Annotated in this window: 22 protein-coding genes and 1 pseudogene; 12 read left to right on the top strand and 11 right to left on the bottom strand. The window is 70.6% G+C overall.

Going from position 1 to position 21,633, the window contains the following annotated elements; translation table 11 throughout:
• Position 1 precedes the first annotated feature (1 nt).
• Positions 2–667 carry a hypothetical protein gene (locus tag ACFWTE_RS11370; RefSeq protein WP_378779226.1) on the bottom strand — a complete coding sequence of 222 codons (666 nt, stop codon included), beginning with the start codon at positions 665–667 and terminating at the stop codon, positions 2–4.
• A 526-nt stretch (positions 668–1,193) separates the two neighbouring features.
• Here ACFWTE_RS11370 and ACFWTE_RS11365 point away from each other — a divergent pair.
• The 3 genes from ACFWTE_RS11365 to ACFWTE_RS11355 are packed head-to-tail and all read left to right on the top strand — an operon-like array spanning position 1,194 to position 5,432.
• On the top strand, positions 1,194–2,708 hold the full coding sequence (locus ACFWTE_RS11365; RefSeq protein WP_378779225.1) for an AMP-binding protein: 1,515 nt from the start codon (positions 1,194–1,196) through the stop codon (positions 2,706–2,708).
• A 38-nt stretch (positions 2,709–2,746) separates the two neighbouring features.
• Positions 2,747–3,691, top strand: coding sequence for a hypothetical protein (locus ACFWTE_RS11360; RefSeq protein ID WP_378779224.1), 945 nt, complete (start codon positions 2,747–2,749; stop codon positions 3,689–3,691).
• A gap of 55 nt (positions 3,692–3,746) precedes the next feature.
• Entirely contained in the window at positions 3,747–5,432 is a 1,686-nt protein-coding gene (locus tag ACFWTE_RS11355) for a pyridoxal phosphate-dependent decarboxylase family protein (protein WP_378779223.1), read from the top strand.
• Positions 5,433–5,623: 191 nt separating this feature from the next.
• On the opposite strand, the gene ACFWTE_RS11350 is transcribed toward ACFWTE_RS11355, so the two are convergent.
• Positions 5,624–5,782: a hypothetical protein gene (locus tag ACFWTE_RS11350; protein WP_378779222.1), complete on the bottom strand. Its 159-nt coding sequence runs from the start codon at positions 5,780–5,782 to the stop codon at positions 5,624–5,626.
• Between ACFWTE_RS11350 and ACFWTE_RS11345 the strand changes: the two genes are divergently transcribed.
• The gene (locus ACFWTE_RS11345; protein WP_378779221.1) at positions 5,775–6,695 is read left to right on the top strand and encodes a hypothetical protein; all 921 of its coding nucleotides are present in this window, start codon (positions 5,775–5,777) and stop codon (positions 6,693–6,695) included. The two genes, ACFWTE_RS11350 and ACFWTE_RS11345, sit on opposite strands and share 8 nt — an antisense overlap.
• A gap of 119 nt (positions 6,696–6,814) precedes the next feature.
• On the opposite strand, the gene ACFWTE_RS11340 is transcribed toward ACFWTE_RS11345, so the two are convergent.
• On the bottom strand, positions 6,815–7,672 hold the full coding sequence (locus tag ACFWTE_RS11340) for a Rieske 2Fe-2S domain-containing protein (protein WP_378779220.1): 858 nt from the start codon (positions 7,670–7,672) through the stop codon (positions 6,815–6,817).
• Positions 7,673–8,013: 341 nt separating this feature from the next.
• Here ACFWTE_RS11340 and ACFWTE_RS11335 point away from each other — a divergent pair, with 341 nt between their 5' ends.
• The gene (locus ACFWTE_RS11335) at positions 8,014–8,871 is read left to right on the top strand and encodes a SigB/SigF/SigG family RNA polymerase sigma factor (protein WP_378779219.1); all 858 of its coding nucleotides are present in this window, start codon (positions 8,014–8,016) and stop codon (positions 8,869–8,871) included.
• Between the two features lie 283 nt (positions 8,872–9,154).
• Here the strand turns inward: ACFWTE_RS11335 and ACFWTE_RS11330 are convergent, their stop codons facing one another.
• Positions 9,155–9,763, bottom strand: coding sequence for a flavodoxin family protein (locus tag ACFWTE_RS11330; protein ID WP_378779218.1), 609 nt, complete (start codon positions 9,761–9,763; stop codon positions 9,155–9,157).
• Between the two features lie 472 nt (positions 9,764–10,235).
• Between ACFWTE_RS11330 and ACFWTE_RS11325 the strand changes: the two genes are divergently transcribed.
• The 4 genes and pseudogenes from ACFWTE_RS11325 (at position 10,236) to ACFWTE_RS11310 (ending at position 12,060) form a co-directional block, all read left to right on the top strand.
• Positions 10,236–10,727, top strand: coding sequence for a hypothetical protein (locus ACFWTE_RS11325; RefSeq protein ID WP_378779217.1), 492 nt, complete (start codon positions 10,236–10,238; stop codon positions 10,725–10,727).
• The gene (locus ACFWTE_RS11320) at positions 10,727–11,047 is read left to right on the top strand and encodes an MFS transporter (RefSeq protein WP_378779216.1); all 321 of its coding nucleotides are present in this window, start codon (positions 10,727–10,729) and stop codon (positions 11,045–11,047) included. The genes ACFWTE_RS11325 and ACFWTE_RS11320 overlap by 1 nt, the downstream gene beginning before the upstream one ends.
• 285 nt (positions 11,048–11,332) lie before the next feature.
• Positions 11,333–11,455 (top strand): annotated as a pseudogene (locus ACFWTE_RS11315) (LysR family transcriptional regulator); the annotation flags it as partial.
• Between the two features lie 86 nt (positions 11,456–11,541).
• Positions 11,542–12,060, top strand: a complete 519-nt coding sequence (locus ACFWTE_RS11310) for a LysR substrate-binding domain-containing protein (protein ID WP_378779215.1) — start codon at positions 11,542–11,544, stop codon at positions 12,058–12,060.
• Here the strand turns inward: ACFWTE_RS11310 and ACFWTE_RS11305 are convergent.
• The 5 genes from ACFWTE_RS11305 to ACFWTE_RS11285 all read right to left on the bottom strand — a co-directional run bounded on the left by ACFWTE_RS11305 (position 12,044) and on the right by ACFWTE_RS11285 (position 15,417).
• Complete coding sequence (locus ACFWTE_RS11305; protein WP_378779214.1) at positions 12,044–12,169, bottom strand: hypothetical protein; 126 nt, start codon at positions 12,167–12,169, stop codon at positions 12,044–12,046. The two genes, ACFWTE_RS11310 and ACFWTE_RS11305, sit on opposite strands and share 17 nt — an antisense overlap.
• 166 nt (positions 12,170–12,335) lie before the next feature.
• Entirely contained in the window at positions 12,336–12,656 is a 321-nt protein-coding gene (locus ACFWTE_RS11300; protein WP_378779213.1) for a hypothetical protein, read from the bottom strand.
• An 83-nt stretch (positions 12,657–12,739) separates the two neighbouring features.
• Positions 12,740–13,498 carry a dipeptidase PepE gene (gene pepE, locus ACFWTE_RS11295; RefSeq protein WP_378779212.1) on the bottom strand — a complete coding sequence of 253 codons (759 nt, stop codon included), beginning with the start codon at positions 13,496–13,498 and terminating at the stop codon, positions 12,740–12,742.
• A gap of 9 nt (positions 13,499–13,507) precedes the next feature.
• A complete protein-coding gene (locus ACFWTE_RS11290; protein WP_378779211.1) occupies positions 13,508–14,347 on the bottom strand; it encodes an IclR family transcriptional regulator in 840 nt (279 codons plus the stop codon).
• A gap of 176 nt (positions 14,348–14,523) precedes the next feature.
• Positions 14,524–15,417 (bottom strand): serine hydrolase, encoded by an 894-nt coding sequence (locus ACFWTE_RS11285; RefSeq protein ID WP_378779210.1) that lies wholly within the window; start codon positions 15,415–15,417, stop codon positions 14,524–14,526.
• A gap of 768 nt (positions 15,418–16,185) precedes the next feature.
• Between ACFWTE_RS11285 and ACFWTE_RS11280 the strand changes: the two genes are divergently transcribed.
• Positions 16,186–16,467: a hypothetical protein gene (locus tag ACFWTE_RS11280; RefSeq protein ID WP_378779209.1), complete on the top strand. Its 282-nt coding sequence runs from the start codon at positions 16,186–16,188 to the stop codon at positions 16,465–16,467.
• A 325-nt stretch (positions 16,468–16,792) separates the two neighbouring features.
• Here ACFWTE_RS11280 and ACFWTE_RS11275 read toward each other — a convergent pair whose 3' ends face one another.
• A complete protein-coding gene (locus ACFWTE_RS11275) occupies positions 16,793–18,043 on the bottom strand; it encodes a pyroglutamyl peptidase (protein ID WP_378779208.1) in 1,251 nt (416 codons plus the stop codon).
• A gap of 240 nt (positions 18,044–18,283) precedes the next feature.
• Positions 18,284–19,177 carry a helix-turn-helix transcriptional regulator gene (locus ACFWTE_RS11270; RefSeq protein WP_378779207.1) on the bottom strand — a complete coding sequence of 298 codons (894 nt, stop codon included), beginning with the start codon at positions 19,175–19,177 and terminating at the stop codon, positions 18,284–18,286.
• Between the two features lie 183 nt (positions 19,178–19,360).
• Here ACFWTE_RS11270 and ACFWTE_RS11265 point away from each other — a divergent pair, with 183 nt between their 5' ends.
• Both ACFWTE_RS11265 and ACFWTE_RS11260 read left to right on the top strand, forming a co-directional pair.
• Positions 19,361–20,245, top strand: coding sequence for an aldo/keto reductase (locus ACFWTE_RS11265; protein ID WP_378779206.1), 885 nt, complete (start codon positions 19,361–19,363; stop codon positions 20,243–20,245).
• A gap of 9 nt (positions 20,246–20,254) precedes the next feature.
• Positions 20,255–21,244: an aldo/keto reductase gene (locus ACFWTE_RS11260; RefSeq protein WP_378779205.1), complete on the top strand. Its 990-nt coding sequence runs from the start codon at positions 20,255–20,257 to the stop codon at positions 21,242–21,244.
• The last annotated feature ends 389 nt before the right edge of the window (positions 21,245–21,633 follow it).

The following is a 21,633-nucleotide window of genomic DNA, read 5'->3' as shown; positions in this document are numbered from 1 at the left end:
GTCAACCTCCTCCGCCTTCGCGCTCCCGGCCGAGCCTCGCGGAGGCCGCGTCCGGTGGGACCGTCTCGCCCGCGGAGGGCCTGGCCTGTCTGGGCAGGGAGGCCTCCTCACGGCTCTCGGCTGAAGGCCGGCCCTGTTCCGAGCCATCGCCTCCGGAACCCCCCTGGTCGGAGACGGAGGAGGACACCTTGAGGACGCGCCCGAGGGCGAACCCTGCCACGGCGGCTCCCACGAGGAACGCCGCCGGCCTGCGCCGGGCGAAGTCGCGGGCCTCGTCCAGCAGGCCGTCGACACCCCTCTCGTCCAGGAAGTCCGCGGCCCCGTGGCCGCCTTCGGCGACCTGGCGTACCACCTCACCCACGGGCGACTCGGAATCTCCGTGCTTGGCCATGGACTCCAGGTCCTGCGACCACTGGCGCAGGTTCCCCGAAGCCTTCTTGGCCTGGCTCTCGGCCTCGTCCCGCAGGCGGCCCTGCACGTCGTACACGACGCGCTCCGTCTCCGAGCGGGCCTCACCGGCGAGGGAACGTGCCTGCTCCTTGGCAGTGGACGCGACCTCGCCCGCCGCCGCGCGGGCCGTGTCCGCCTTCTGGCCACCGCCGCTGTCGGGCCCGTCGGACCCCTCGTGCGGGTGCATCACCACAACCTCCTCGGATCGGATGGTCATGCGCTGGGGACGCGAGTACCCGACACTCGCGCCGGTACGCACGAGAAGGCCGCCAATGTGCATTCCTGGACCTCCCTTGCCGAAGGTTTTCCAACGCGAAGGTGTTTCGGTGACCGGTGGTCGACCCCGAGCAGACCCGGGGGCCGAGAGGGAGGACCCCGGGGGTGGGGCGGTCGGTACGGATCCGCTGTGGGAAGCCCGCGGGAACGCGCCCGCTCCCGGGCGGGTCCACCGCGAAGGTGGGCGCCGCCACCCGGAAGGGGCCGCCGCACCACGCGGCCGGGTCGAGGCATCGGGTGAGCGACAGGGCCGACGTGGTGCGCTCCTTCCGGGTGGAGGCCGCCGGTTCGAGGGTGTCGTGTGCGGAAAAGCTTCGACCACGGTGTTATTTTCGGCACCCGGAGAGGTTCCCGGCCGCATTCTTCCTTTCCCGGGAATCCTGTCGTCCCTGTCTTTCGGGGGACACGAAAAGAACGATGGGCCCGCCATGTCATCAATGGGTTATGTCACTCGAATCGTGCGTGGTGTGGAGTCCGCCAGGACCGGGGACGTCGTGGTCGCCGGTTCTCGCAGGATCACCGGCGAACAGCTGCTCCAGCGCGCCTCCGCACTCGCCAGGGCACTGGCGGACCAGGGGATCGAACCCGGGAAAACCGTCGCCTACCTGCACGGGAACAGCGCCGAGTCGGTCATCGCCCGCCTCGCGGTGCAGTCGCTCGGCGCCTGCTACGTCGGCCTCAGGCCCTTCTTCTCCACCGGGGAGAAACTGAAATTCCTGTTGGAGGGACAACCGGAACTTTTCGTCTTCGATCCGGACCAGCGCGACGAGGCCGCGTCATTGTGCTCCCGCGCCGGCATTTCCCACGCCCTGTCCATCGGCGATTGCGACTTCGGCGAGAACGTACTGGATCTGGCGGAGGAGAAGCCGGACGCCCCCCTGGAGTGCTCCGACCGGGACGGCGACATTTCCATGGTGACCTTCAGCAGCGGAAGCACGGGAGAGCCGAAGGGCATCGCGCACACCTTCGCCTCGGCGTCCGGGTTCCTCGACAACGCACGCCACATGTACGGTCCCGGCCCCTGGCGCTTCCTGGTCGCGATCCCCCTCTCGGATCTGGGCGGGGAGATCGTGCAGTGGACCCTGGCCGGCGGAGGCACCGCCGTACTGGTGGACGACTTCCACGCCGGCGAGGTCGCAGCGATCCTCGGCCGCGAACGCATCACCCACTTCTTCGGATCACCCTCCATGGTCCACGCGCTCGTCCACGACCCCGGCCTGCAGGACGCCGAACTCCCGGATCTGCGACTGGTCGCCTACGGAGGGGCCCCCTCCTCACCGTCCAGGATCGCGGACGCGGTGGCCGCGCTCGGTCCCGTCCTGATGCACAACTACGGAATGCAGGAAGCGGGATTCATCAGCTTCCTCGACCGGACAGACCACGTTCGGACCGAGCGGTATCTGCTGAACTCGGTGGGCCGCCCGCTGCCCGGCGTCGAGATCGCCATCCGCAACGCCGAGGGGCGCGAACTACCGGCGGGTTCGATCGGGGAGGTGTGCCTGCGCTCCCCCACGATCATGGCCGGTTACTGGCGCCGCCCCGACCTGACCTCCCAGGTACTGCGCGCGGGCTGGTTCCACACCGGGGACCTGGGCCGTACCGACGACGAGGGATACCTCTACCTCGTCGACCGCGTCAAGGACATCATCATCGTGGACGCCTACAACGTCTACCCCCAGCAGGTGGAGCAGGTGCTCACCGCCCACCCGGGGGTGGCCCAGGCGGTGGTCGTGGGGCTGCCCGACCCCGACACCGGGGAGAGCGTCTACGCCGCGGTCGTCCCCTCCGTCCCGGTCCCCGCGGGGCGGACGGCGGAATTCACCGCCGAGCTCACGGCCGCCGTGCGCGAGACCCTCGGTTCCGTCCACCAGCCGACACGTGTCGACCTCCTGTCGAGCATGCCGCTCACCCCCCGAGGAAAACCCGACAAGGCAGCGATCCGGGGTCAGGCGGCCGGGGCGGCCGGGGCCCTCCGCAGCTGAGACGTCCGCCGTCCACACGACCACAGAGGAGTACCACCGTGCGCCAACTCGAAATCGAATGGGTCCAGCCGCAGATCACCGTCACCGCCGACCTCACCGACGACAACCCGGACCTGGCGGACATGGTCTGGAACCGGCTGGTCCCGTACAACAGCCTGCAGAACCACGCCCTGGTCTCCGGCGACCACCTGTACCACCTCCTGCCCAGTCCGGAGCCGGTGTACAGGGCGCCCGAGTACAAGATGGAGGACCGCACCGAAGCGCCGGACGGCACCGTCTTCCTCTCCCAGCTGCAGCACATCGGCATCAAGTACGGGCCGCTCACCGAGTACCTGCCCGCGGCTCCGATCGGCCGCGTCGTGCCCGACGACGTCGACGCCCTGCGCAGTGCCGGCCGGCACTGCTGGGACGCGGCCTACAGGACCAAGGAGGCGGTCGAGGTACGGGTCCGCCGCAAGGGCGACCGGGTGGGCGACTACGCGCTTCCCCGACCGCCCCGGACCGGCCTCCCCGACGTGGAACGCCTCATCGACGAGATCCACGACGCCACCCAGCGGTCCTGGACGGTTCCTCCCGAGGAGGTCGTCGACATCCACGCGGGCCGGATCAGCAGCCGGGCCGGGAGCAGGGGCCAGTACTTCTCCACCCTGGTCTTCCTCAACGGCGAGGTGCGGCCGCTGGGATACGGCGCGCTCAACGGGCTCCTCCGGCTGGTCCGGACCACCGAACTCCCGCTGGACACCCTCCGGGAGATCACACCCGGCTTCATCCGCACGCCCTCGGAGTTCCTGGGCTACACCGGGCTGCACACCCTGGAGCGCTTCACCAGGGAGAGCGCCGAGGCACTCGGCCGGCTGGAGAACCGGGAGCAGTACTTCGCCCTGATCAGCACCCTGGCCCTGTACGTGAACATGCTCAACACCTGGAACCTCCACCTGTTCCCGTGGGACCACGGAAAGGAGTACCCCTACCCGGAGCGGTGACCCCGCAGGCCGCCGGAGCGGCCGGATCCCGCACGTCGCGCAGAAAGGGGGAGGCGTGTCCCACCGAGTGTTCGAGTCCGTCCGTGAGGAACTGCGAAGCAGGATGCCCTCCCCCTGCGGGGAGGGCGGGGAGGAACTGGCCCGCCGGATCCGGGTGGCCTTCGACGGGCTGCCGCGGGACACCGACCCCGACGATCCCTGGCTGGGCGGACCCCCGGGGGACTACGCGTGGTTGGCCGAGTACGAGAACCTGCCCGACCACCCCCAGGACGCGGACCGGGTGCTCAGCACGGCGGCCCGCGCCCTGCGCGGGCAGCTGCGCTGGCACTCCCCGGCCACCCTGTTCAACATGACCCCGCAACCGCTGCTCGACACCGCGGCGATCACCGCGGTCGCCGGCCTCTACAGCCCCAACGCGCTCTGGGATTTCAGCAGCGCGGGGGTGATCGAGGTCGAGCGGCAGCTCGTCCGGCAGTTCGCCCGGAGAGCGGGCTGGCAGGACACAGCGGGCGGCGTGTTCTCCTTCGGAGGCAAGGCCGGGCTGCTCTACGCCGTCCGGATGGGGTTGAACCGGTGCAGTCCGGACTCGTACCGCGACGGGCTGCCCCCGGGCGGCACACCGGTGGTCGTCACCACCGCCCACAACCACGACAGCCTCGAATCCGTCTGCGCGCTGCTCGGCCTGGGCACCGGTGCCTGCGTGCGCGTGCCCGCCGAGCCCGGGGGGAGAGTCGCACCCGACGCGATCGCCGAGGTGGTCGACGCGCTGCTGGCCGAGGGCCGCCCCGTCGCGTGCGTCGTGCTCTCGGGCGGCAACATCTTGCACAACGCCATCGACCCGGTGCGACCCGTCACCGCCGCGCTCGACCGCGTCCGCGCTGCGCACGCGCTGCCCTACCGACCCCTGGTGCACTTCGACACGGTGGTCACCTGGCCATGGCTCTTCTTCACCGACTACGACTTCGCGGGCGACCCCCTCGGCCTCGGCCCGGAGCTGGGCGATCAGATCCGGGCCACGGCCGGACTGGTCTCGCAGGTGCGGGAGGCCGACTCGATGACCATCGACTTCCACAAGACCGGGCTGGCGCCCTACTCCTCCAGCCTCTTCCTCACCCGTGACGCCGCCGAGCTGCACCGGTGGGTGGAGGGCGGTACAGGCGAGGCCGAGCACCGGCCGCACGGTGAGAACGTGCTGCTGCACACCATCGAGCACTCGCGCAGCGCGGCGCCCGTCCTGGCCGCGTGGGTGGCCGTGCAGAGCGTGGGGGTGGACGGCTTCCGCGTCTACCTGGCGAACCTCCTCATGGCCAACCGGGCCTTCATGGACCTGCTGCCGAGCCGCGGCTTCGAGCTGCTCACCCCGTTCTCCGACGGGGTCGCCTCGGTGTACTGGCCGGTTCCGCCCGACGGCACGCCGGCCTTCACGCTTCTCCGCGAGGCCGGACCCTCCGCGGTCGAAGCCGCCAACCGCTACACGCACACCCTGTTCAGGCTGCTCGCCGGCTATGAGGGCAATCCGTACGCCAGGGTCGTCCTCGGCCACCTCCCGGCCTACGGCACGGGTCCCGGGGGCGAGCCGGTCGCAGCGCTGCGGCTGGTCCCCGGTTCGGTCTTCCTCGACGAGGCGACCTGCTTCCAGATCGCCGGGCGCATGGAACAGGTGAAGAAGGCGCTCGACGTGGCCGTTCGCTTCGGCTCCGGGAAGCTGAACGAGGCGCACGTCTACCACGTCCCGGAATGATCCGGAACGCGTTGCCGCTCCCTGGACGTACTGACCACCGGGGTCGGTGGCACGCACCGCTGAGGGCGTCGAACTTTCCAGCTCGGCCCGGCATCATCTGCATTGTGCGCTTTTGTAAGCACTCGGCCACGAACGCCGCTGGTTTCTCAGACGAGCCCTACAGCTGTCCCGCGCTCGCGACCCCCGATCCGTCACGCAATGCGGCCCTCATCGTCAACGCCCCCACTGGAAAATTCGCCATTGAAATCCTCCCGGAAGCCTTCCTCCACGTCCGACACGGCTTCTTCGAAGCGCATGTACCGCCCCGATCCGACAACACCGCCGCGTCGTGCGCTGGCCGTCATGTTCATCGGATGGCTCGTGATCGCGGCCCTGCCGGCGGCCACGGCGCTGATCGGCAGTGCGACCTCCCTGCTCAACTGGGACGATCACGTTGACTTCTACCCCAACGTCATCAGGGCCCTGCTCCTGGCGGGCCTCGGCGCCCTGGCAGCCCTGTGGACGGTGGGCGCGGCGTTGCTCCACCATCTGGGCGGTGTCCGCGGCATCCCCTGGTCGCTGTTCCTCTCCTCGCTCGTCCTCGCCGTCCCCGTCGGCTACGTCTGGCTGGCGCACTCACTGGGGGCGTGGGACCTCGGCTCGTTCGCCCCGCTCCTCGTTCTCGCGGCTTTCGCGATCGTCTTCGGCCTGCTGACCTGTACGATCTCGGTCGTTTTCCGCAACCGATGGTTGGCAGGAGGTCTCGCGGTCGCCTGCGTCCCCCTCGCGCTCATCGTCGGCGTAGCCGTTCACGTACTCCCGATCAGGGCCCAAGCGCACGCCGACTTCGACCGGTACGCCGCCGTCCCGGTCCTGCGCCACTCCGCATGGGAACTGGTCGGTGTCAGCCTGTTTCCCGCTTCGGGGGAGATGACCGTGGAGTACGCGCACGGGGACCAGGGCCAGCTGTCGTGGCTCATGCTCCGCGCCTACCGTTCGGAGGGCGCCTCCCCCACGGGGCTTGAGGAGAGCTGCAGCGACGCCGTCGAGCCGTGCCAGGTGATCGAGCACGGCGACTACACGGTGGTCAGGAGTGAACCCTACGCGCCGGAACTCTACATGGGCCTGGACGCCCAGACCCGCGTGCAGCTCACTGCTTCGACGGGTGCACAGGGGGATCCCGACGACGTGGAGGTGCTGATCGACCTCGCCGACCACGTGGAGAGGGCCGACGGGGCCGAACGCGCCGAACTGCGCGACCTGGCTGGCCGGTTGGACGGCTGACGACACCTTCGCCCGCCTCCGCCGGGGCTCCGCGGAGGCCAGGACCGGTCTCGGCGACAGCCGTCGCCATCAGATTCTCGTGCGGGCCGCCGGGCCGTGGGGCGACCGGCGTCCGCGGCCTATCCCTCGGGAGTACGCAGGCGCACCATCAGACGGCCGTCCACGACGGATGTCTGCAGGGTCTCCAGCGAAGCGGTCGCGGGTCCGTGGACCACCGTGCCGCTGCCCAGGCGGAACTCGCTCCCGTGCCACGGGCAGCGCACGCACCCGTCCACCACCTCGCCCTCCGCCAGGGGGGCGCCCATGTGGGGGCAGGTGCCCAGCAGCGCGGACACCGAGTGCCCCGTGCGCGCCACCACGACCGGGACACCGCCCATGTCGCCCTGCCCCACTCCCTCCTGCGGGAACCCGTCCAGCGGGCCGAGGTCGTGCCAGTCCCCCGACACCAGGTCCACGAGGTAGTCGGCGCTGTTGGCGCCGCCCGCGCGGTAGTAGGTGATGTGACCGCCGAGCAGACCACCGAGGCCGATGGCGCCGGCCCCGCCCAGAGCCAGAGCCCGCCCCCACCCCTCGCGTCCGCGCGCGCGGGCCAGGGAGGAGGCGCCGAACAGCAGCGCGCCCGCCCCGTTGACCGCCGCGTGCACCACACCCACACGCTGCTGGCGCTCGTGCTGCTCCGACCAGTCGGCCAGCCCGCTGACCGCGGCGGGCAGGCTGGCGACCAGTCCGATGTTGACCAGCGCGTGAGCGCTGCGGCGGTGGTCCCCGGGCAGCATGTCGAGCAGGACCGCGGCCGCCCAGGTGCCGATCGGCAGATGCACCGAGATCGGGTGGAGGGGGTGGCCGAGCTGTACGCCGTGCAGCATGTCGCGAACCACCCCCGACGGGAGGCGTTCGGCGATCCTCTTCAGACGGGAGACCGTCGGGTCCAGACGGTCCTCGCGTTCGACCTCGCGGATGCGTTCACCAAGTCTCATGCTCGCTCGTCTACCCCGTTGACGGGTTGTCACCCCTCCGCCACCGAGGGTTGCCCGACCCTTGACCGGCCTTCCCGGCCTCCCCTGGAGCACGAAGGGCCGGGAGCGGGAGGCCGTCGACGTACCCGGGCGGATTGGGGGCGGCCTCGTGCACGTCGGCCGCCAGCGCACCACCCTGCCTCGAATGTCTTTTTTATGTCATCTCAAAATTAAAAGTTCCCTCTGTGACTTTCAGTCTCCTTCACCAGGGAAAGACGACACAAGCACGCACCTGAGAGGAGCGGTGCCCTGCCGTCACGGCAGTGACATGCACACAGGTCGACCTTTCAGGAGGTCTCCACTTGTCCACCACCGATACAGACACGCTCCCCCTCCATGCTCCGTCCAGCCGCGGCCCCCTGGTCCCGGCACCACGCCGCCCCGGACCGGGTGAACAGGACCCGGGCGAAGACCTCCTGAGACAGTTCAAGGCCCTCGACAGGGGCGACCCCCGGGCCGAGCAACTCCATGAGCGCGTGGTCTCCTTCTACGCGCCGCTGACGCAACGGATCGCGCGCCGCTACGCGGGGCGCGGGGAGCCGGTGGAGGACCTGAACCAGACGGCGATGGTGGGGTTGTGCAAGGCGATCCGCGGCTTCGACCCCGGGCGGGGCATGCCCTTCCTGGGTTACCTGATGCCGACCGTGACCGGTGAGATCAAGCGCTACTTCCGCGACCACACCTGGGCCGTGCGGGTGCCCCGCTCGGCACAGGAGAACCGGATCCGGCTGCACCGGACCCAGCAGGAGATGACCCAGGAGATGGGCCGCACGCCCACCGGAGGCGAACTCGGTCAGAGGTTGGGGATGACCCCGGCCCAGGTGGACGAGGCCCGCCAGGCCTCCGGGCTCTACCGCGCCCTGTCCCTGGACGCTCCGGACAACCCCGACTCCGATGGGGAGGAGTGTCCTGCGCTGGAGGCGCGCATCGGCTGTGAGGACCACCGCCTGGACCTGGTGGTGGACCGGGAGGCGCTGAGGCCGGCCCTGGCCCGCCTGCCCGCGCGAGAGCGCGACATCCTGATGCTGCGGTACTTCTACGACCACACCCAGGCCGAGATCGCAGAGCGGTTGGAGTACTCGCAGATGCACATCTCCCGCCTGCTGCGGTCAACCCTGGAACAGTTGCGCGAGGACCTGGGGTTGGAGACGACGGCCTGACAGGCCCGAACCGGAAAGGACACGGTGCGCGGGGCGCAGGGTGGCACGGGAAACACTGCGCCACGGTCGGGAGACACACCCCCGCAGGTCCCGGGGATCGTCCTCGGCCTCGTTAGCGTGGACAGCGGCGTCACCACGACGGGGACCGGCCCAGGTCGGTCCCGGGGCCGCCGCGCGGCTGCTGCCAGATCCGGCCTCTGGCTGGCAGCAGCCGCTTCTTCCGCCCTCCTGCGGGGAGCGAGGGGCGCAGGGCCCGGGGCCCTGACCTTGTACCGCGGTCGGATCAGGACGCGGGGTAGGGATGCTCACGCAGCGCCAGCGCCAGATGGGCCGCGTTGCGGGCCAGGGTGGCCGTCGTGGAGGCGACCGCTTCCGGTGTGCGCGCCAGGTCGTTGTAGTCCTTGGGGTTCATCGCCTCGTTGTTCCAGTAGGTGCTGCCCTGGGCCGGAATGGTGAATCCGGTGTCTCCGAGCGCCTGGAACAGGTCCGCGACGATCTTGTGGGCGCCGTCCTCGTTGCCGACGACCGCCACCACGGCGACCTTGCCGAACATGAGCGGCCGCCCCTGGTCATCGGTCTCGCCCAGTTCGGCGTCGAGGCGCTCCAGGACTCTCTGGGCGACGCTGGACATGTGGCCGACCCAGGTCGGTGTCGAGACCACGAGGATGTCCGCGTCGAGGACACGCTGCCGCATGCCCGGCCAGGCGTCGTCGCCTCCCATGTCGGTTTTAACACCGGGACGAACCTCGTGGTCGACCACGCGGATCATGTCACCGGTGACGCCCCGTTCGACCAGGGCGTCGAGAACCTGCCGCGCCATCAGCTCACTGCTCGAAGGAGCGGGCGACGGTTTGAGACTGCACACGAGTGCCAACGCGTTCAAGGGTGCCATAGAGGGTTGGTACCCGGCCCGGCACATGCTGCTACCTGGGAAGGAACGATTTTCCCGGGCCCTGCGGTCAGGCTCCGGAGAGACCCGGGAGCCGGAGGATGATGTCGGGCCCCGACACGCGCTCCCGAAAACAGTCCTTCGTCCACTCTTCTTCCTCTCCGCGGACGCGCTGTCACATCACACCGGAATCAACAGAAAAGGACGGGGTGAATCAATGGAAACGTGACTTCCCGGCGCCGGATTTCGACCTCTCGACAGGCAGCGGCACATCTGGTCAATCAATTTTCCGCTCATTTCATCCGCAGTTCTGAGGCGACCGCGCAAGCATCTGAATCCACGATGCAAACCATGAAGAGAATGTGTTGGACCCACGGTCGCGCCCTGTCGATCATGAAGGCATGGCCACTACCGGATCCCCGGCGGGAGAAGCGTCCCCACCCGCTCAACGCACCCGTCGCTCGTCCTGCAGATCATGGCCGTGGCAGCGGGCCTGTCGGTGGCGGGCAACTACTTCGCCCGGCCGCTGCTCGGGCTCCTGCGCTCCGAGCTGGCCATGAGCACCACCACCGCCGGTCTCACCATCGCCATGGCCCGGGTGGGCTACGCACTCGGGCTCGGCCTCCTGGTGCCCCTCGGCGACCGGTACTCGCGTCGGGGTCTTGCGGCGGTCCTGCTGGCAGCCACCGGCGTGCTCCTGGCCGTGGCCGGCGCCTCGCCCAACGGGTCGCTGCTGCTGACGGCCACCGGTCTCGCGGCCGTCACCTCGGTCGGTGCGCAGGTCCTCGTCCCGTTCGCCGCCGAGATCAGCGCGCCGGACCGCCGGGCCCGCAGCCATCGGGCTCGTCGGCCTCATCGGCGTGATCGGCCCCCTCTGCATGCCGCTGGCCGGGTACTTCGTCGACCGCGGGTACTCGCGCCGTCCTCCTCACCGGGCTGTTCTCGGCCGCCGCGGGGTGGATCGTGATGCTGCCGGCCCAGAACGGGCAGATCTTCTGGCTGGTCATCGGCGTGATCCTGATCAACGCGGGCCAGACGGCCATGCTCAACGCGTCGCAGACCACCTGCTACGACATGCGGCCGGAGGCGCGCAGCCGGGTCAACGCCGTCTTCATGACCCTGTTCTTCGCCGGTGGCGCCCTCGGCGGAGCCCTCGCCCCCCTCGCCTGGAACAACGCCCACTGGACGGGAGCGTGCCTGCTCGGTACCGCCCTCGTCGGTATCGGCCTTCTCGTCGCCGTTGTCCCGCACCGGCGCCGACCGGCGCGCCGGAGCGTCAACCGGTAGGCCGGGGCCGCGTCACGACAGTCGTTCCCCGTGTGGTCGCCCTGTCCCCCGCCCCGCGCCTACCGCTTCTCCCCCGGTGGCCCTCGACGGGCCACCCGGAGGCCTTTCCCTCCCCTTTCCCATTCCGTCGGGAAATCCCCGCCCCCGGCCCGAGTGCGAAAATTCGCACCCCGGGCGGGGGTTCACCGGCACGCCTCCCGTTTTCGCTCATCCTGTTACCGGAGAAGCATATTCCCATCTCTTCCGGCCATCTGATATTCGCGCACATGTCGATAAGGTGACCGCATGGAACTCCAGCAGATGCGCTATGTGGTCGCCATTGCCGAGACGAACAGCTTCACCAGGGCCGCAGAACGCTGTCTGGTCGCCCAGTCCGCCCTCAGCCACCAGATCGCGCGCCTGGAGCGGGAGCTGGGCGCGAAGCTCTTCGAGCGCACCAGCCGCCGTGTGCGGCTGTCCCCGGCCGGGGCGGCGTTCCTGCCCGCCGCACGCGAGTGCCTGGACGCCGCCGACGCCGCTGCCGTCGGCGAGGTGCGCGGACGGCTCTCGGTGGGCTCATCCCGACCGTCGCCGCGGTCGACGTCCCGGGAGCCCTGCGCGATTTCCGCCGACGGTACCCCCACGTGCGCATCGGCCTGCCCGTGGGCGCGAGCGACGACCTGGTCGAACAGGTCAGGGAAGGAGCTCTCGAAGTGGCCTTCCTGGGGTTGCCGACCACGGCGCGGCCCCAGGGTGTCCACGCCCGCGAACTCGCCCGCGACCGCCACGTCGCCGTGGTCGCGCCGGACCATCCGCTCGCCGGGGAGTCGGCGGTGGACCTGCGCCGCCTCTCCTCGGAGGTGTTCGTGGACCTGCCCGCCGGGACGGCAGGACGCGTCCAGTCCGACCAGGCCTTCTCGGCCGCCGGTCTCAGCCGTGACGTCACCTTCGAGGTGACCTCCGCGGACTGGCCCGTCTGTTCGTGGAGGGGCTCGGTATCGCTCTGCTCCCTTCCACCTACGTGCCCCAGTTGACCGGGGTGACCACCATCGAGGTCACCGACGCGCCCACCCGCGCCGAGCACGTCATCTGGAGCCGGACCACCCGCACACCCGCGGCCGGCGCCTTCCTCGGTATTCCCACCAACCCCGGTGTACCGGTCGGACCGGCGAAGGCGGAGGGCCGGAACGCCCGACGCACTCCGGCGGATGCTCCCCCGCCGGGCACGAACGCCCCAGCCCTGCCGTGGCTCCGGTCCTCGGCCGTCACCTCCCAGGGGCGGTGGGCCCGGGCCCCGGCGGTCAGGCCGTCAGACCCCCTGGCTCCGCCACGCCTCCAGGGTCGAGAGCCCGGGGTGCCGCGCGCGGAGCGCGGCGACATCGGCCTGGTACCCCTTGCCGTCGGGCCAGGTGAACATCGCCGCGCACTCCCGGCTCCCCGCTCGCACCTCTTCGATCGCCTGCCGCTCGAAACGGGCCGGGACGCCGTCGACCTTCGCGAACACGTCGGCCATCGCCCTCACGGTCAGTTCCTCGCCGGCGATGTCGATCGTGCGGCCGATGGACTCGTCCGGTGCGGCGAACGCCTCCGCGGCGATCCTGCCGATGTCGGCCAGCGCGATCATCCGCAACGGGGTGTCCTCGCCCAGGGCGAAGGGGACGCGCCCGGGTCCGGGACGCTCCTCCTGCGCGCGGACCCCCGGTGCCGTGTGCGTCAGGCCGGGCGGTCGAAGCGGGGCGTGCGGGCGAACAGGTCGGTCACCTCGCCCGACACCTCGAAGGGCGGCGTGCCGCGGCGGAAGACGATCGCCGGGCCGGGTGCGTCCGGCCGCACAGCGGTGCCGCCGACGGTCGCGCGGACCACGTCCGACCCCGCGCCCTCCACCCGCAGGTGGACGCCCTCGCGCAGGCCGAGCACATCGACGTCGTTGGCCTCCAGGAACTCCGTCAGCCTGGTCTGGCGGGTCTCCCCGTTGTGCGTCGAGCGCGGGTCGGAGTCCAGGTAGTGGGGGTTGATCTGGAACGGCACGAACCCCAGCGCGGTGAAGGACTCCGGCTCCACGATGGGCATGTCGTTGGTGGTGCGCAGCGTGGGCGCGGTGATGTTGGTGCCCGCGCTCGCCCCCATGTAGGGCAGGCCGGTCAGGACACGGTCACGCAGCTCGTCCAGTAGGCCGGTGCGTTGGAGGGTGGCCACCAGGCGGAACGTGTTGCCCCCGCCCACGAAGACCGCCTGCGCCCCGTCCAGGACGCGTGCGGCCCCGGCGTCGGCCGGGACCCCCCTCACCCCGATCCCGCGCGCGGCGAAGGCCTCGGCGACCCGCGCGGTGTAGGCGTGGTGGTCTCCCCCGGCGAACGGCACGAACGCGATCGTGTCCCGGCCGTCCAGGAAGGCCTCCACGTCCTGCCACGCGTGGTCGAGGTAGCCCCGGCCGTGGTTGGTGGAGTTGGACAGGAGCAGCAGCTCGGGCATGGTCCCCCTTCAGTCAGTGGTCGGGTGCGGGGAGGGGCGGGAGCCGTGCCCCCGCCTCCACCTGCGCGTGGGCGGTGCCGGGCGGCGGTTGGACAGCGGCCCGGTGAGCTCGCCGCCCGCGGAGCGCGGCGGCGTCAGGTGGTCGAGGAGGTCGTCGTCGTGGTCGGAGTGCTTGTTCTCCACCAGGGTCACCGGGCCCACCGGGCGCTTGCCGCCGAACACGGGGACGGCCGGCGCGCGGGACGCGGCGTCGTACTCGCCCTGGGAGAGCGCGTACCCCTGCCCGACGGTCGTGTCGAAGAGCGTCTCGACCTCGCGTTCGTCGAACGGCGTGAGGTCGAAGAAGCGGGCGGAGGGGCGGCCCGACAGCAGGGCCCCGCGCTCGGCGGGGTCGAGGAAGGCGAAGCAGGCGCGGGAGGTGGCCCCGGCGTGGGCGGGGTAGAGCTCGGCGAGGAAGGGGTGGGACCGGCGGGGCCCTTCGGAGCCGCTGACGGCGGCGATGCAGCGCACGTGCGCGCCGTCGGGGACGCAGAACAGGGAGGTGCGGGCCAGGTCGGCGAGCAGGGGCTCGGCCAGGGCGGAGAGTCCGCCGGACCGCTCCCACAGCCCCGCCATGCGCCACATGGCGGGGCCCATTCCGTAGCGGCGGGTGTCGGGGTCGGCGCGCGGGAACCCCCTGCCCGCGAGCGAGGCGAGGAGCCGCTGGGCCGCCGACCTGGTCAGGCCGAACTCGTCGGCGAGTTCCAGGACCCCCCAGCTCGTCCGGTACTCGTCGAAGCTGAGGAGGACGTCGAGCGCCCTGTCGACCGGCTGAAGGGGGCCGGCGCGTTCCGTGGGACCGGTGGACATGGGGCTCACCCTACGTCCGTCCGAGGGGCGGGGGTCGCGCCCCGGGAGATCGAAATGTGATCTCAACTCCCACATAGTGGGAAACCTTTGCTCCGGCCGGTGGACGGAGGGCAGCCTGGGCGTGACGGGCCGGGGCACGGCCCCTACCCCGTGTTCCGGTGGTGGGGGCCGTGGGGTCAGGCCCGGTCGGAGCCGTCGGAGACGGCCTCCGGGGTCCGGGGCGGCTGCGACTGGGTGCCTACGCTCTCACCGGACAGGACGGAGTGCACCCCGGCCGCGACGGACCCGATGGTGTCCACCCCGTACCGCATGCCGTCGTTGCCGTCAGTGAGGACGACGACGTCGTAGTCGCCGATCGGGGTGTCCTGGAAACCGCCGATGCTGTTCACCCGCCAGGTGTCGGTGTTGTCGTAGGGCAGCCAGCCGTTCTTCAGGTAGACCTCGGCGCCCGCGGGCGCACCCGTGGGAACACCCCAGCGGTGATCCTCGATCACGTCGCCCATGAGGCCGCGGGCGTACGCGCGCTCGTCGGGGCCGAGCACGTCGTTGTCGGTGCCGAGCACGTCGAGCAGGGTCAGCTGGTCCCGGACGTTGATCTTCATCAGGCCGACGTAGCCCTCGGGGTGGAGCTGCGTGTCGTCCATCCCGGCGAGGTCGAGGAAGTGCTGGATGCGCTCGGGGCCCAGCTGGTTGCGGAGCTCGACCGCGGAGTCGTTCCCCGACACCGTGATCATGTCGGTCGCGAGCTCCTTCTCCCGGGAGGTGAGCTCGCGGCCCTCGTCCATGGCCGTGCGCAGGAGTGTGCCCAGGACGACGACCTTGCCGACGCTGGCGGCGTCGAACCGGGTGCCCGCCCCGAGCTCGCAGACGAGGTCCCCCTCGAAGGCGGAGACACCCACGGCGATGGTTCCGTCACGCAGCCCGACCTCCTTCCGGATCCGCCGGTCGAGTTCCTGCGCGACCTCCGGATAGGTGTCCGAGGTGCAGATGGGTGCGGGTTCTGTGTCGGCGGCGGCGGTCGAGGGCAGCCCGACGGTGAACCCCGTGGCGAGCAGGGCGGTGAGTGTCACGGCTGTCGTCCGTCGGGGACTGGTGCTCGTTCGGTCAGCGGACATCATGTGTCTCCTCAGGATGATCGGAGGGTCTGTGATCGGAGGGTGGAGAGTGGAGGGTGGAGGATGGAGCCCGCGCGTCGGGGCGGACCGCGAGGCGACGTACCGAAACAATGGAACCGGAACTTCGATAACATATTTTGTTCCGCGATTCGTCGACCATTTCTATTTCATTCGCCGGTCACCTTACACGCAAGATGGAGCCGGTCGGCATTGTCGCACTCCAGGAAGCCCGGCACACCCGGCCAGGAATTCAGACGCGACGCCCGGGCACACCCGGACCGGTGCCGCACGTCACGGACTCACCCCACAAAAAGGCCAGCGGGGTAAGGAACCACGCGCCCGTCGACACCGCGACGAACCCCGGCCACCTCGAAGCAGCAATGGCAGACAAGGCAATCTCCTCTTCTGAGGGGCAAGAACTCCGCGAGCCGAAACGAAAGGCATGAGCATCCTGCACTCCGCGCACTCGTCCGGTCAACGCTCCCAGAACACGCACACATCTTCTTCACAATGGTCGCGCGGTCCGGTATGACCCCTCTTCCGCCGCGCATTCGCCCGTCGTGGCCCTGCGCTGGTCGACGCGTACCCACCTCCCGGGGGTGCGCGGGCAAGGGGGCAGTGCTCGGGGTGATCTGTGGTTGACGTGGCACACTGGTGTGCCCTCGCGCCTCCCGCTCCGACGCTGTACCCCCGTGGAGGTCTGTGGTGTCTCAGGTGACGCGTGTGCTCGTGCTGATCGGTGCTGCCTTGGCGCCGGGTGGGTTCGTGCTGGGCACGGTCCCGGTGGAGCCCGCCGGAAGCGAGTGCGGTTCTTCGTTCGCGCTCGGCACGAAATATCACGCCCTGATGGGCTCCGTGGGCTGCTCGGCGGTACGGTCGGCGCATCTGCCGTGGGCATGGGCGCTGATCACCGTGGGCGTGGTGGTCGCTGCGGGGGCGGCAGCGATGGACTGGCTGCCGAGGCGCCCCGCCCAGGAACCGAGGCGGTCTCCTGCAGAGAAGTGAGTTTCCTGCCCTGCTCGACGCGTTTGCCCTCAAGGGCACGGAGCAGTGCGGGACCTGAGGTGCCCGGCCGAGGGCGCACTCAGGGGAGGGGCGCTTCCTGCCGGGAGGGTCTGCCAACACCGGAGAGCCGGAGCGTTGAGCCTCCGGCCCTCAAGGGGATGGTGCGGAGCGTGTGAAGGTCAGCCGGGGCAGGCGTAGGTCTCGACACCTCGTCTTCTTCTGCCCGCCCGGTGCTGACGAACTCGATCACGGTGGAGTATGAGCTACCCGCCCGGCCGGGGAAGCCCGGGATGTGGTCACTCCCCGGGTGTGCCGACCGCAGACGTCACGACCGGACGGCGGCCGCGACGATGTCCTCGACCTGGCCGACGATCGCCGCGCGGTTCTCCTCGAACTCGGCGTCGGTGACACTGTCGCCGGACCCGAAGTGCAGGATCGGCGTGTGCACGTGGCCGGCGGGGATGTCCCTGCCCGTGGCGTCGCGCAGCAGGGTGTTGCGGTAGGCGATCTCGTTGGAGAGGTAGTCGCCTCCGCCGCCGGACCGTGCCTCGGAGCCGGGCGTGGGCCCGTCCGGACGCACCACCGGGTCGGTCTCACCCTCGGGGATCTCGGTCACCGTGGTGTTGTCGACCACGGGGAACGGTGTCCCGTCGGTCTCCTCGACGATGGACGCGTGGTCCAGGGAGGAGTCCGACCACTGGGACTGCGGGGTGACGGTGGGGACGCCGTCGGGGACGGGGACCATCTCCTCCGTGCCGGCCGACTCGTTGTCCGCGGCGCCACCGCGCCAGGCGCCGTTGTGGGCCTCCAGGTCGAACCGGCCGTCCCGGCCCTGGCTGACGGTGATGACAGCGTCCGCCGGCCGGTCACCGGTGTAGTGGGGCAGGAGTGCCTCCTCGACCATGCCGTCGGTGAAGTCCCGCCAGCGCACCGGGAAGAGCATGGCCTTGACGACCACGACGCCGTCACCGGCCTCGATCACCGCTCCGTCCAGGGCGAGGGCGGCCGCGCCGGATGGGTTGGCCTGGCGGATGTCGCTGTCGAGGCCGAACGGGTCGAACCCGGTCACGACGACGTGGGACGCCTCGGACTCCCCGGGCGCCTCGGGGGGGTCCGCGTCGTTCTGGCCTCGGGAGCGGCGTTCCATGTCGGCCACGAGTGCGGCGCGATCGGCGTCCTCCAGCTCAAAGCCCGGTTCCCAGCGGTTGAGGGCCGAGGTCATGCCGAGCCGCGCCCAGTAGAGGGGGCGGTCGTCCCCGGCGCTCAGGTCCCCCTCGACGGCGCCGGTTCCCTGGACCCGCTCCACCGCCTTCCGCCAGAGCGCGTCCGCGTGGCGCTCGACGATCGCGCCCGCGTCGTCCGCTCCGGAGGCCGCGTCCAGGTCCCTGGCGAAGCCGTCCACGGCCGAGGAGAATCCGGACCTGCGCAGGATCTCCTGCGGGACCTCCCCGGTGATCCGTGCCTCCTCGACGGCGGCTCCCTCCTTACCGAGGCAGCCGGTGGTTCCCAGGGCGATAACGGGGACCAGGAGGAGCGCCGACGCGGCGACGCGAGGTCCGGTGCGGTGGATAAGCAACCACTCCCTCTATGTGTGTTTTCCAAGGAGAACGCGCAAGGGAACGTAGCAGGTTCCGCGTTCTCCCCGCCCCGCACCGACACCGCGCTCACGCGGGGACACCGGTTGCCGCACGGAGTCCCGCACCTGCTTCCGCGTTCCGGGTGGGACCGTCCTCCTCGGTCCGGCCGCCCAGGGCCGCGGCGACGCGGGCGAAGACCGCGGCCCAGGTCCTCCGCCTGCGGTGGGGGGAGGCCGGCGTCAGCGGTTGACCGGGGGCTCCTCGGTGGGAAGCCGTTCCTGGCCGGCGGCCCAGGAGGCCAGCAGCTTGAGGCCGTCTGCCGTCGGGGAGTCGGTGGGCGCGGTGTAGACGTTCAGGTGCAGGCCGGGTTCGGAGGGGAGCTGCATCGCCTCGAAGTCCAGGTCGAGTCGGCCCACGACGGGGTGGCTCAACCGCTTGCGCCCGGAACGGTGGAAACGCACGTCCTGGGAGGCCCACCTCTGGCGGAACAGTTCGCTCCGGGTGGAGAGCTCGCCGACCAGCGCGATGAGCGACTTGTCGTGCGGGTCCCTGCCCGCCTCCAGGCGCAGCATCGCGGCCGCGTCCTGGGCGATCTGGTCGTAGTCGACGAAGAACTCCCCGGCCGCCTCGGGCTGGAGGTAGACGAACCGGGTGGTGTTCGCCGGACGTCGCGGGTCGGCGAGCACCGGAGCGTAGAGGGCGCGGGCGAGCTGGTTCATCGCCAGGACGTCGTGGCGGCCGTTGCGGATCCAGGCCGGGGCGTCGGTGATCGCGTCGAGGACCTGCTGCAGGACGGGGCGGACGGTCGTCGGGGCGCTGCGCACGCGGCGGCTGCTGCGGGCCCCCGACTCCCTGGCGAGGGCGAAGAGGTGGTCGCGCTCGGCCTCGTCCAGTTTCAGGGCCGAGGTCAGTGCGTCGAGCACGCTCTCGGACGCGCCGGCCAGGCTGCCGCGTTCCATGCGTACGTAGTAGTCCACCGAGACGCCCGCGAGCATCGCGACCTCTTCACGGCGCAGCCCCTTGACGCGGCGGTTGCCGCCGTAGGCCGGGAGGCCCGCCTGGTCCGGAGTGATGCGCGCCCGCCGCGAACTCAGGAATTCACGGATCTCGCTGCGCAGGTCCATCGTTCCCATGTCTCCACGGTAGACGCCCCGGGCGCGATGTGGGAGGTACTGCCGGTACCCCGACCGAAGCTACGCTCCGTGACGCAGGGTCCTCCCTGACCGGCCGCCGGGATCCGGCTCCGTGGGGGGCACTGCTGGTACCCGGCCCGTCAGGTCCTCCCCTGCGAGCCGATCGTGACCTAGCGTGAGGGCATGAGCATTCCGAACGTCACCCTGAACAACGGCGTGCAGATGCCGGCCCTCGGGTTCGGCGTCTTCCAGACCCCGCCGGAGCAGACGATCACCGCGGTCGGGGCCGCGCTGTCCACCGGGTACCGGCACATCGACACCGCCGCGGCCTACGGGAACGAGCGGGAGGTCGGTGAGGCTGTCCGCCGGTCCGGTCTGGCCCGCGACGAGGTGTTCCTGGAGACCAAGGTCTGGATCACGGACTACGGCTACGACGAGACCCTGCACGCGTTCGACAAGTCCGCCGGGAAGCTCGGCGTCGAGCAGATCGACCTGCTGATCCTGCACCAGGCGCTGCCCGGCGAGTTCGAGCTGACCACCCAGGCCTACAAGGCGCTGGAGAAGCTCCTCGCCGACGGCAGGGTACGGGCGATCGGCGTCTCCAACTTCATGCCCGGCCACCTCGACCGGTTGTTCGCCCGGACCGAGATCGTGCCGGCGGTCAACCAGATCGAGGTCCACCCGTACTTCCGACAGCCCGAGGTGCTGCAGTACGACAGTGCGAACGGCATCCTCAACCAGGCCTGGTCCCCGATCGGGGGCATCACGTTCTACCGTGACGGGTCCGAGGGCTCCACCCTGGAGGACCCGGTGATCCGCGGGATCGCGTCCGCGCACGGCAGGACACCCGCACAGGTGATGCTGCGCTGGCACCTCCAGCAGGGCCGCCAGGCGATCCCGAAGTCGGTGACGCCGTCCCGGATCACGGAGAACTTCGACGTGTTCGGCTTCGAACTCACCACCGAGGAACTCGCCGCGATCGACGCCCTGGACACCGGCGTCCGCGGCGGGCCCGAACCCGCCGCCATCACCCGCGAGAACTTCGGGGCGGAGATCCCCGAAGCCTGAGGAGGCACCATGCACACACGCACACTCGGACAGGGCCTAGAGGTCTCCGCTGTCGGCCTCGGCTGTATGGGCATGTCGCAGAGTTACGGCCCCAACCCCGGGAACCGCGACGAGATGCTCGGCGTGATCCGGTACGCCGTGGAGGAGGAGGGCGTCACCTTCTTCGACACCGCCGAGGTCTACGGGCCCCACGTCAACGAGGAGCTCGTCGGCGAGGCGCTGGCGCCCCTGCGCGACGAGGTCGTGATCGCCACCAAGTTCGGCTGGAACATCCAGGACGGGAAGATGGCCGGGACCGACTCCCGGCCCGAGCAGATCAGGCGGGTCGCGGACGCGTCGCTGCAGCGTCTGGGCATCGACGTGATCGACCTCTTCTACCAGCACCGGGTCGATCCCGACGTGCCGGTCGAGGATGTCGCGGGAGCCGTCGGTGAACTGGTCGAGGCCGGGAAGGTGCGCCACTTCGGGCTCTCCGAGGCGGGTGCCGGGACGATCCGGCGGGCCCACGCGGTCCACCCCGTCACCGCGGTGCAGAGCGAGTACTCGCTGTGGACCCGCGATCCCGAGCCGGAGGTACTGCCGACCTGCGGTGAGCTCGGCATCGGGTTCGTCCCGTTCAGTCCACTCGGCAAGGGCTTTCTGACCGGCACCGTGGGCTCCTCGACCGAGTTCGCCTCGGGCGACATCCGGTCCACCATCCCGCGGTTCGCCGCCGACAACATCGACGCCAACGAGGCACTGGTGGGGCACGTCCGCGCCCTCGCCGAGGCGAAGGGGGCCACGCCGGGCCAGATCTCGCTCGCCTGGCTGCTCGCCCAGCAGCCGTGGATCGTTCCGATCCCCGGCACGCGCCGTCGCGGCCGGATCGCGGAGAACGCCGGTGCCGCACGGGTGGCGCTCTCCGCCGACGAGGTCGCCGACCTGGACACACTCGCGGCGCGGGTGGGTGTCCAGGGCGACCGGTACAACGCCGCCGGGATGTCGATGGTGGGCCTCTGACGGGGCCGACCTCCGCGTCGTCCGGCGCGGGGCCGCCCCCGAACAGCGCATGTTCGACCTGCCGGTCCTCGGCGAGGCCCCACCGGGGTCTCGCCGGTGCCGTCGCCCGGAGGGACCTGGCGAGCACGGTCCACCGCTCCCTGCGCGGTGCCCGGGGCCAAAAACCCACGCCTTCGACCGGGCGGCCCCCAACATGGCCGGAGCCGGACACGGCGTACCCTCGCGCGCCGTCGTCCACGTCCTGTAGCGTCGCCGTGGTCCCTCTTCCAACGAGCGGGAAGGTACACGCGAAGATCGAGGCACTGGCTCTGAGCGCTCTGGCCCCGTCTTTCCGGAGCCGTTACATCTGGCGGAGCCTGCCCGAAAACTCGCGCTGCAGCTCAGCCCGG

Origin of the sequence: Nocardiopsis sp. NPDC058631, from assembly GCF_042716955.1 — a bacterium.
Lineage (GTDB): Bacteria > Actinomycetota > Actinomycetes > Streptosporangiales > Streptosporangiaceae > Nocardiopsis.
The sequence above is the reverse complement of the archived record's forward strand: the minus strand, read 5'-3'. Positions and strand labels throughout refer to the sequence as shown.

Excerpts from the sequence above, each read along its gene's own strand:
- ACFWTE_RS11265 (WP_378779206.1), top strand. The coding sequence starts at position 19,361 with ATGAGCATTCCGAACGTCACCCTGAACAACGGCGTGCAGATGCCGGCC.
- ACFWTE_RS11325 (WP_378779217.1), top strand. The coding sequence starts at position 10,236 with ATGGCCGTGGCAGCGGGCCTGTCGGTGGCGGGCAACTACTTCGCCCGG.
- ACFWTE_RS11290 (WP_378779211.1), bottom strand. The coding sequence starts at position 14,347 with ATGTCCACCGGTCCCACGGAACGCGCCGGCCCCCTTCAGCCGGTCGAC.
- pepE (WP_378779212.1), bottom strand. The coding sequence starts at position 13,498 with ATGCCCGAGCTGCTGCTCCTGTCCAACTCCACCAACCACGGCCGGGGC.
- ACFWTE_RS11340 (WP_378779220.1), bottom strand. The coding sequence starts at position 7,672 with ATGAGACTTGGTGAACGCATCCGCGAGGTCGAACGCGAGGACCGTCTG.
- ACFWTE_RS11345 (WP_378779221.1), top strand. The coding sequence starts at position 5,775 with ATGTTCATCGGATGGCTCGTGATCGCGGCCCTGCCGGCGGCCACGGCG.
- ACFWTE_RS11260 (WP_378779205.1), top strand. The coding sequence starts at position 20,255 with ATGCACACACGCACACTCGGACAGGGCCTAGAGGTCTCCGCTGTCGGC.
- ACFWTE_RS11370 (WP_378779226.1), bottom strand. The coding sequence starts at position 667 with ATGACCATCCGATCCGAGGAGGTTGTGGTGATGCACCCGCACGAGGGG.
- ACFWTE_RS11270 (WP_378779207.1), bottom strand. The coding sequence starts at position 19,177 with ATGGGAACGATGGACCTGCGCAGCGAGATCCGTGAATTCCTGAGTTCG.
- ACFWTE_RS11350 (WP_378779222.1), bottom strand. The coding sequence starts at position 5,782 with ATGAACATGACGGCCAGCGCACGACGCGGCGGTGTTGTCGGATCGGGG.
- ACFWTE_RS11320 (WP_378779216.1), top strand. The coding sequence starts at position 10,727 with ATGCTGCCGGCCCAGAACGGGCAGATCTTCTGGCTGGTCATCGGCGTG.
- ACFWTE_RS11330 (WP_378779218.1), bottom strand. The coding sequence starts at position 9,763 with ATGGCACCCTTGAACGCGTTGGCACTCGTGTGCAGTCTCAAACCGTCG.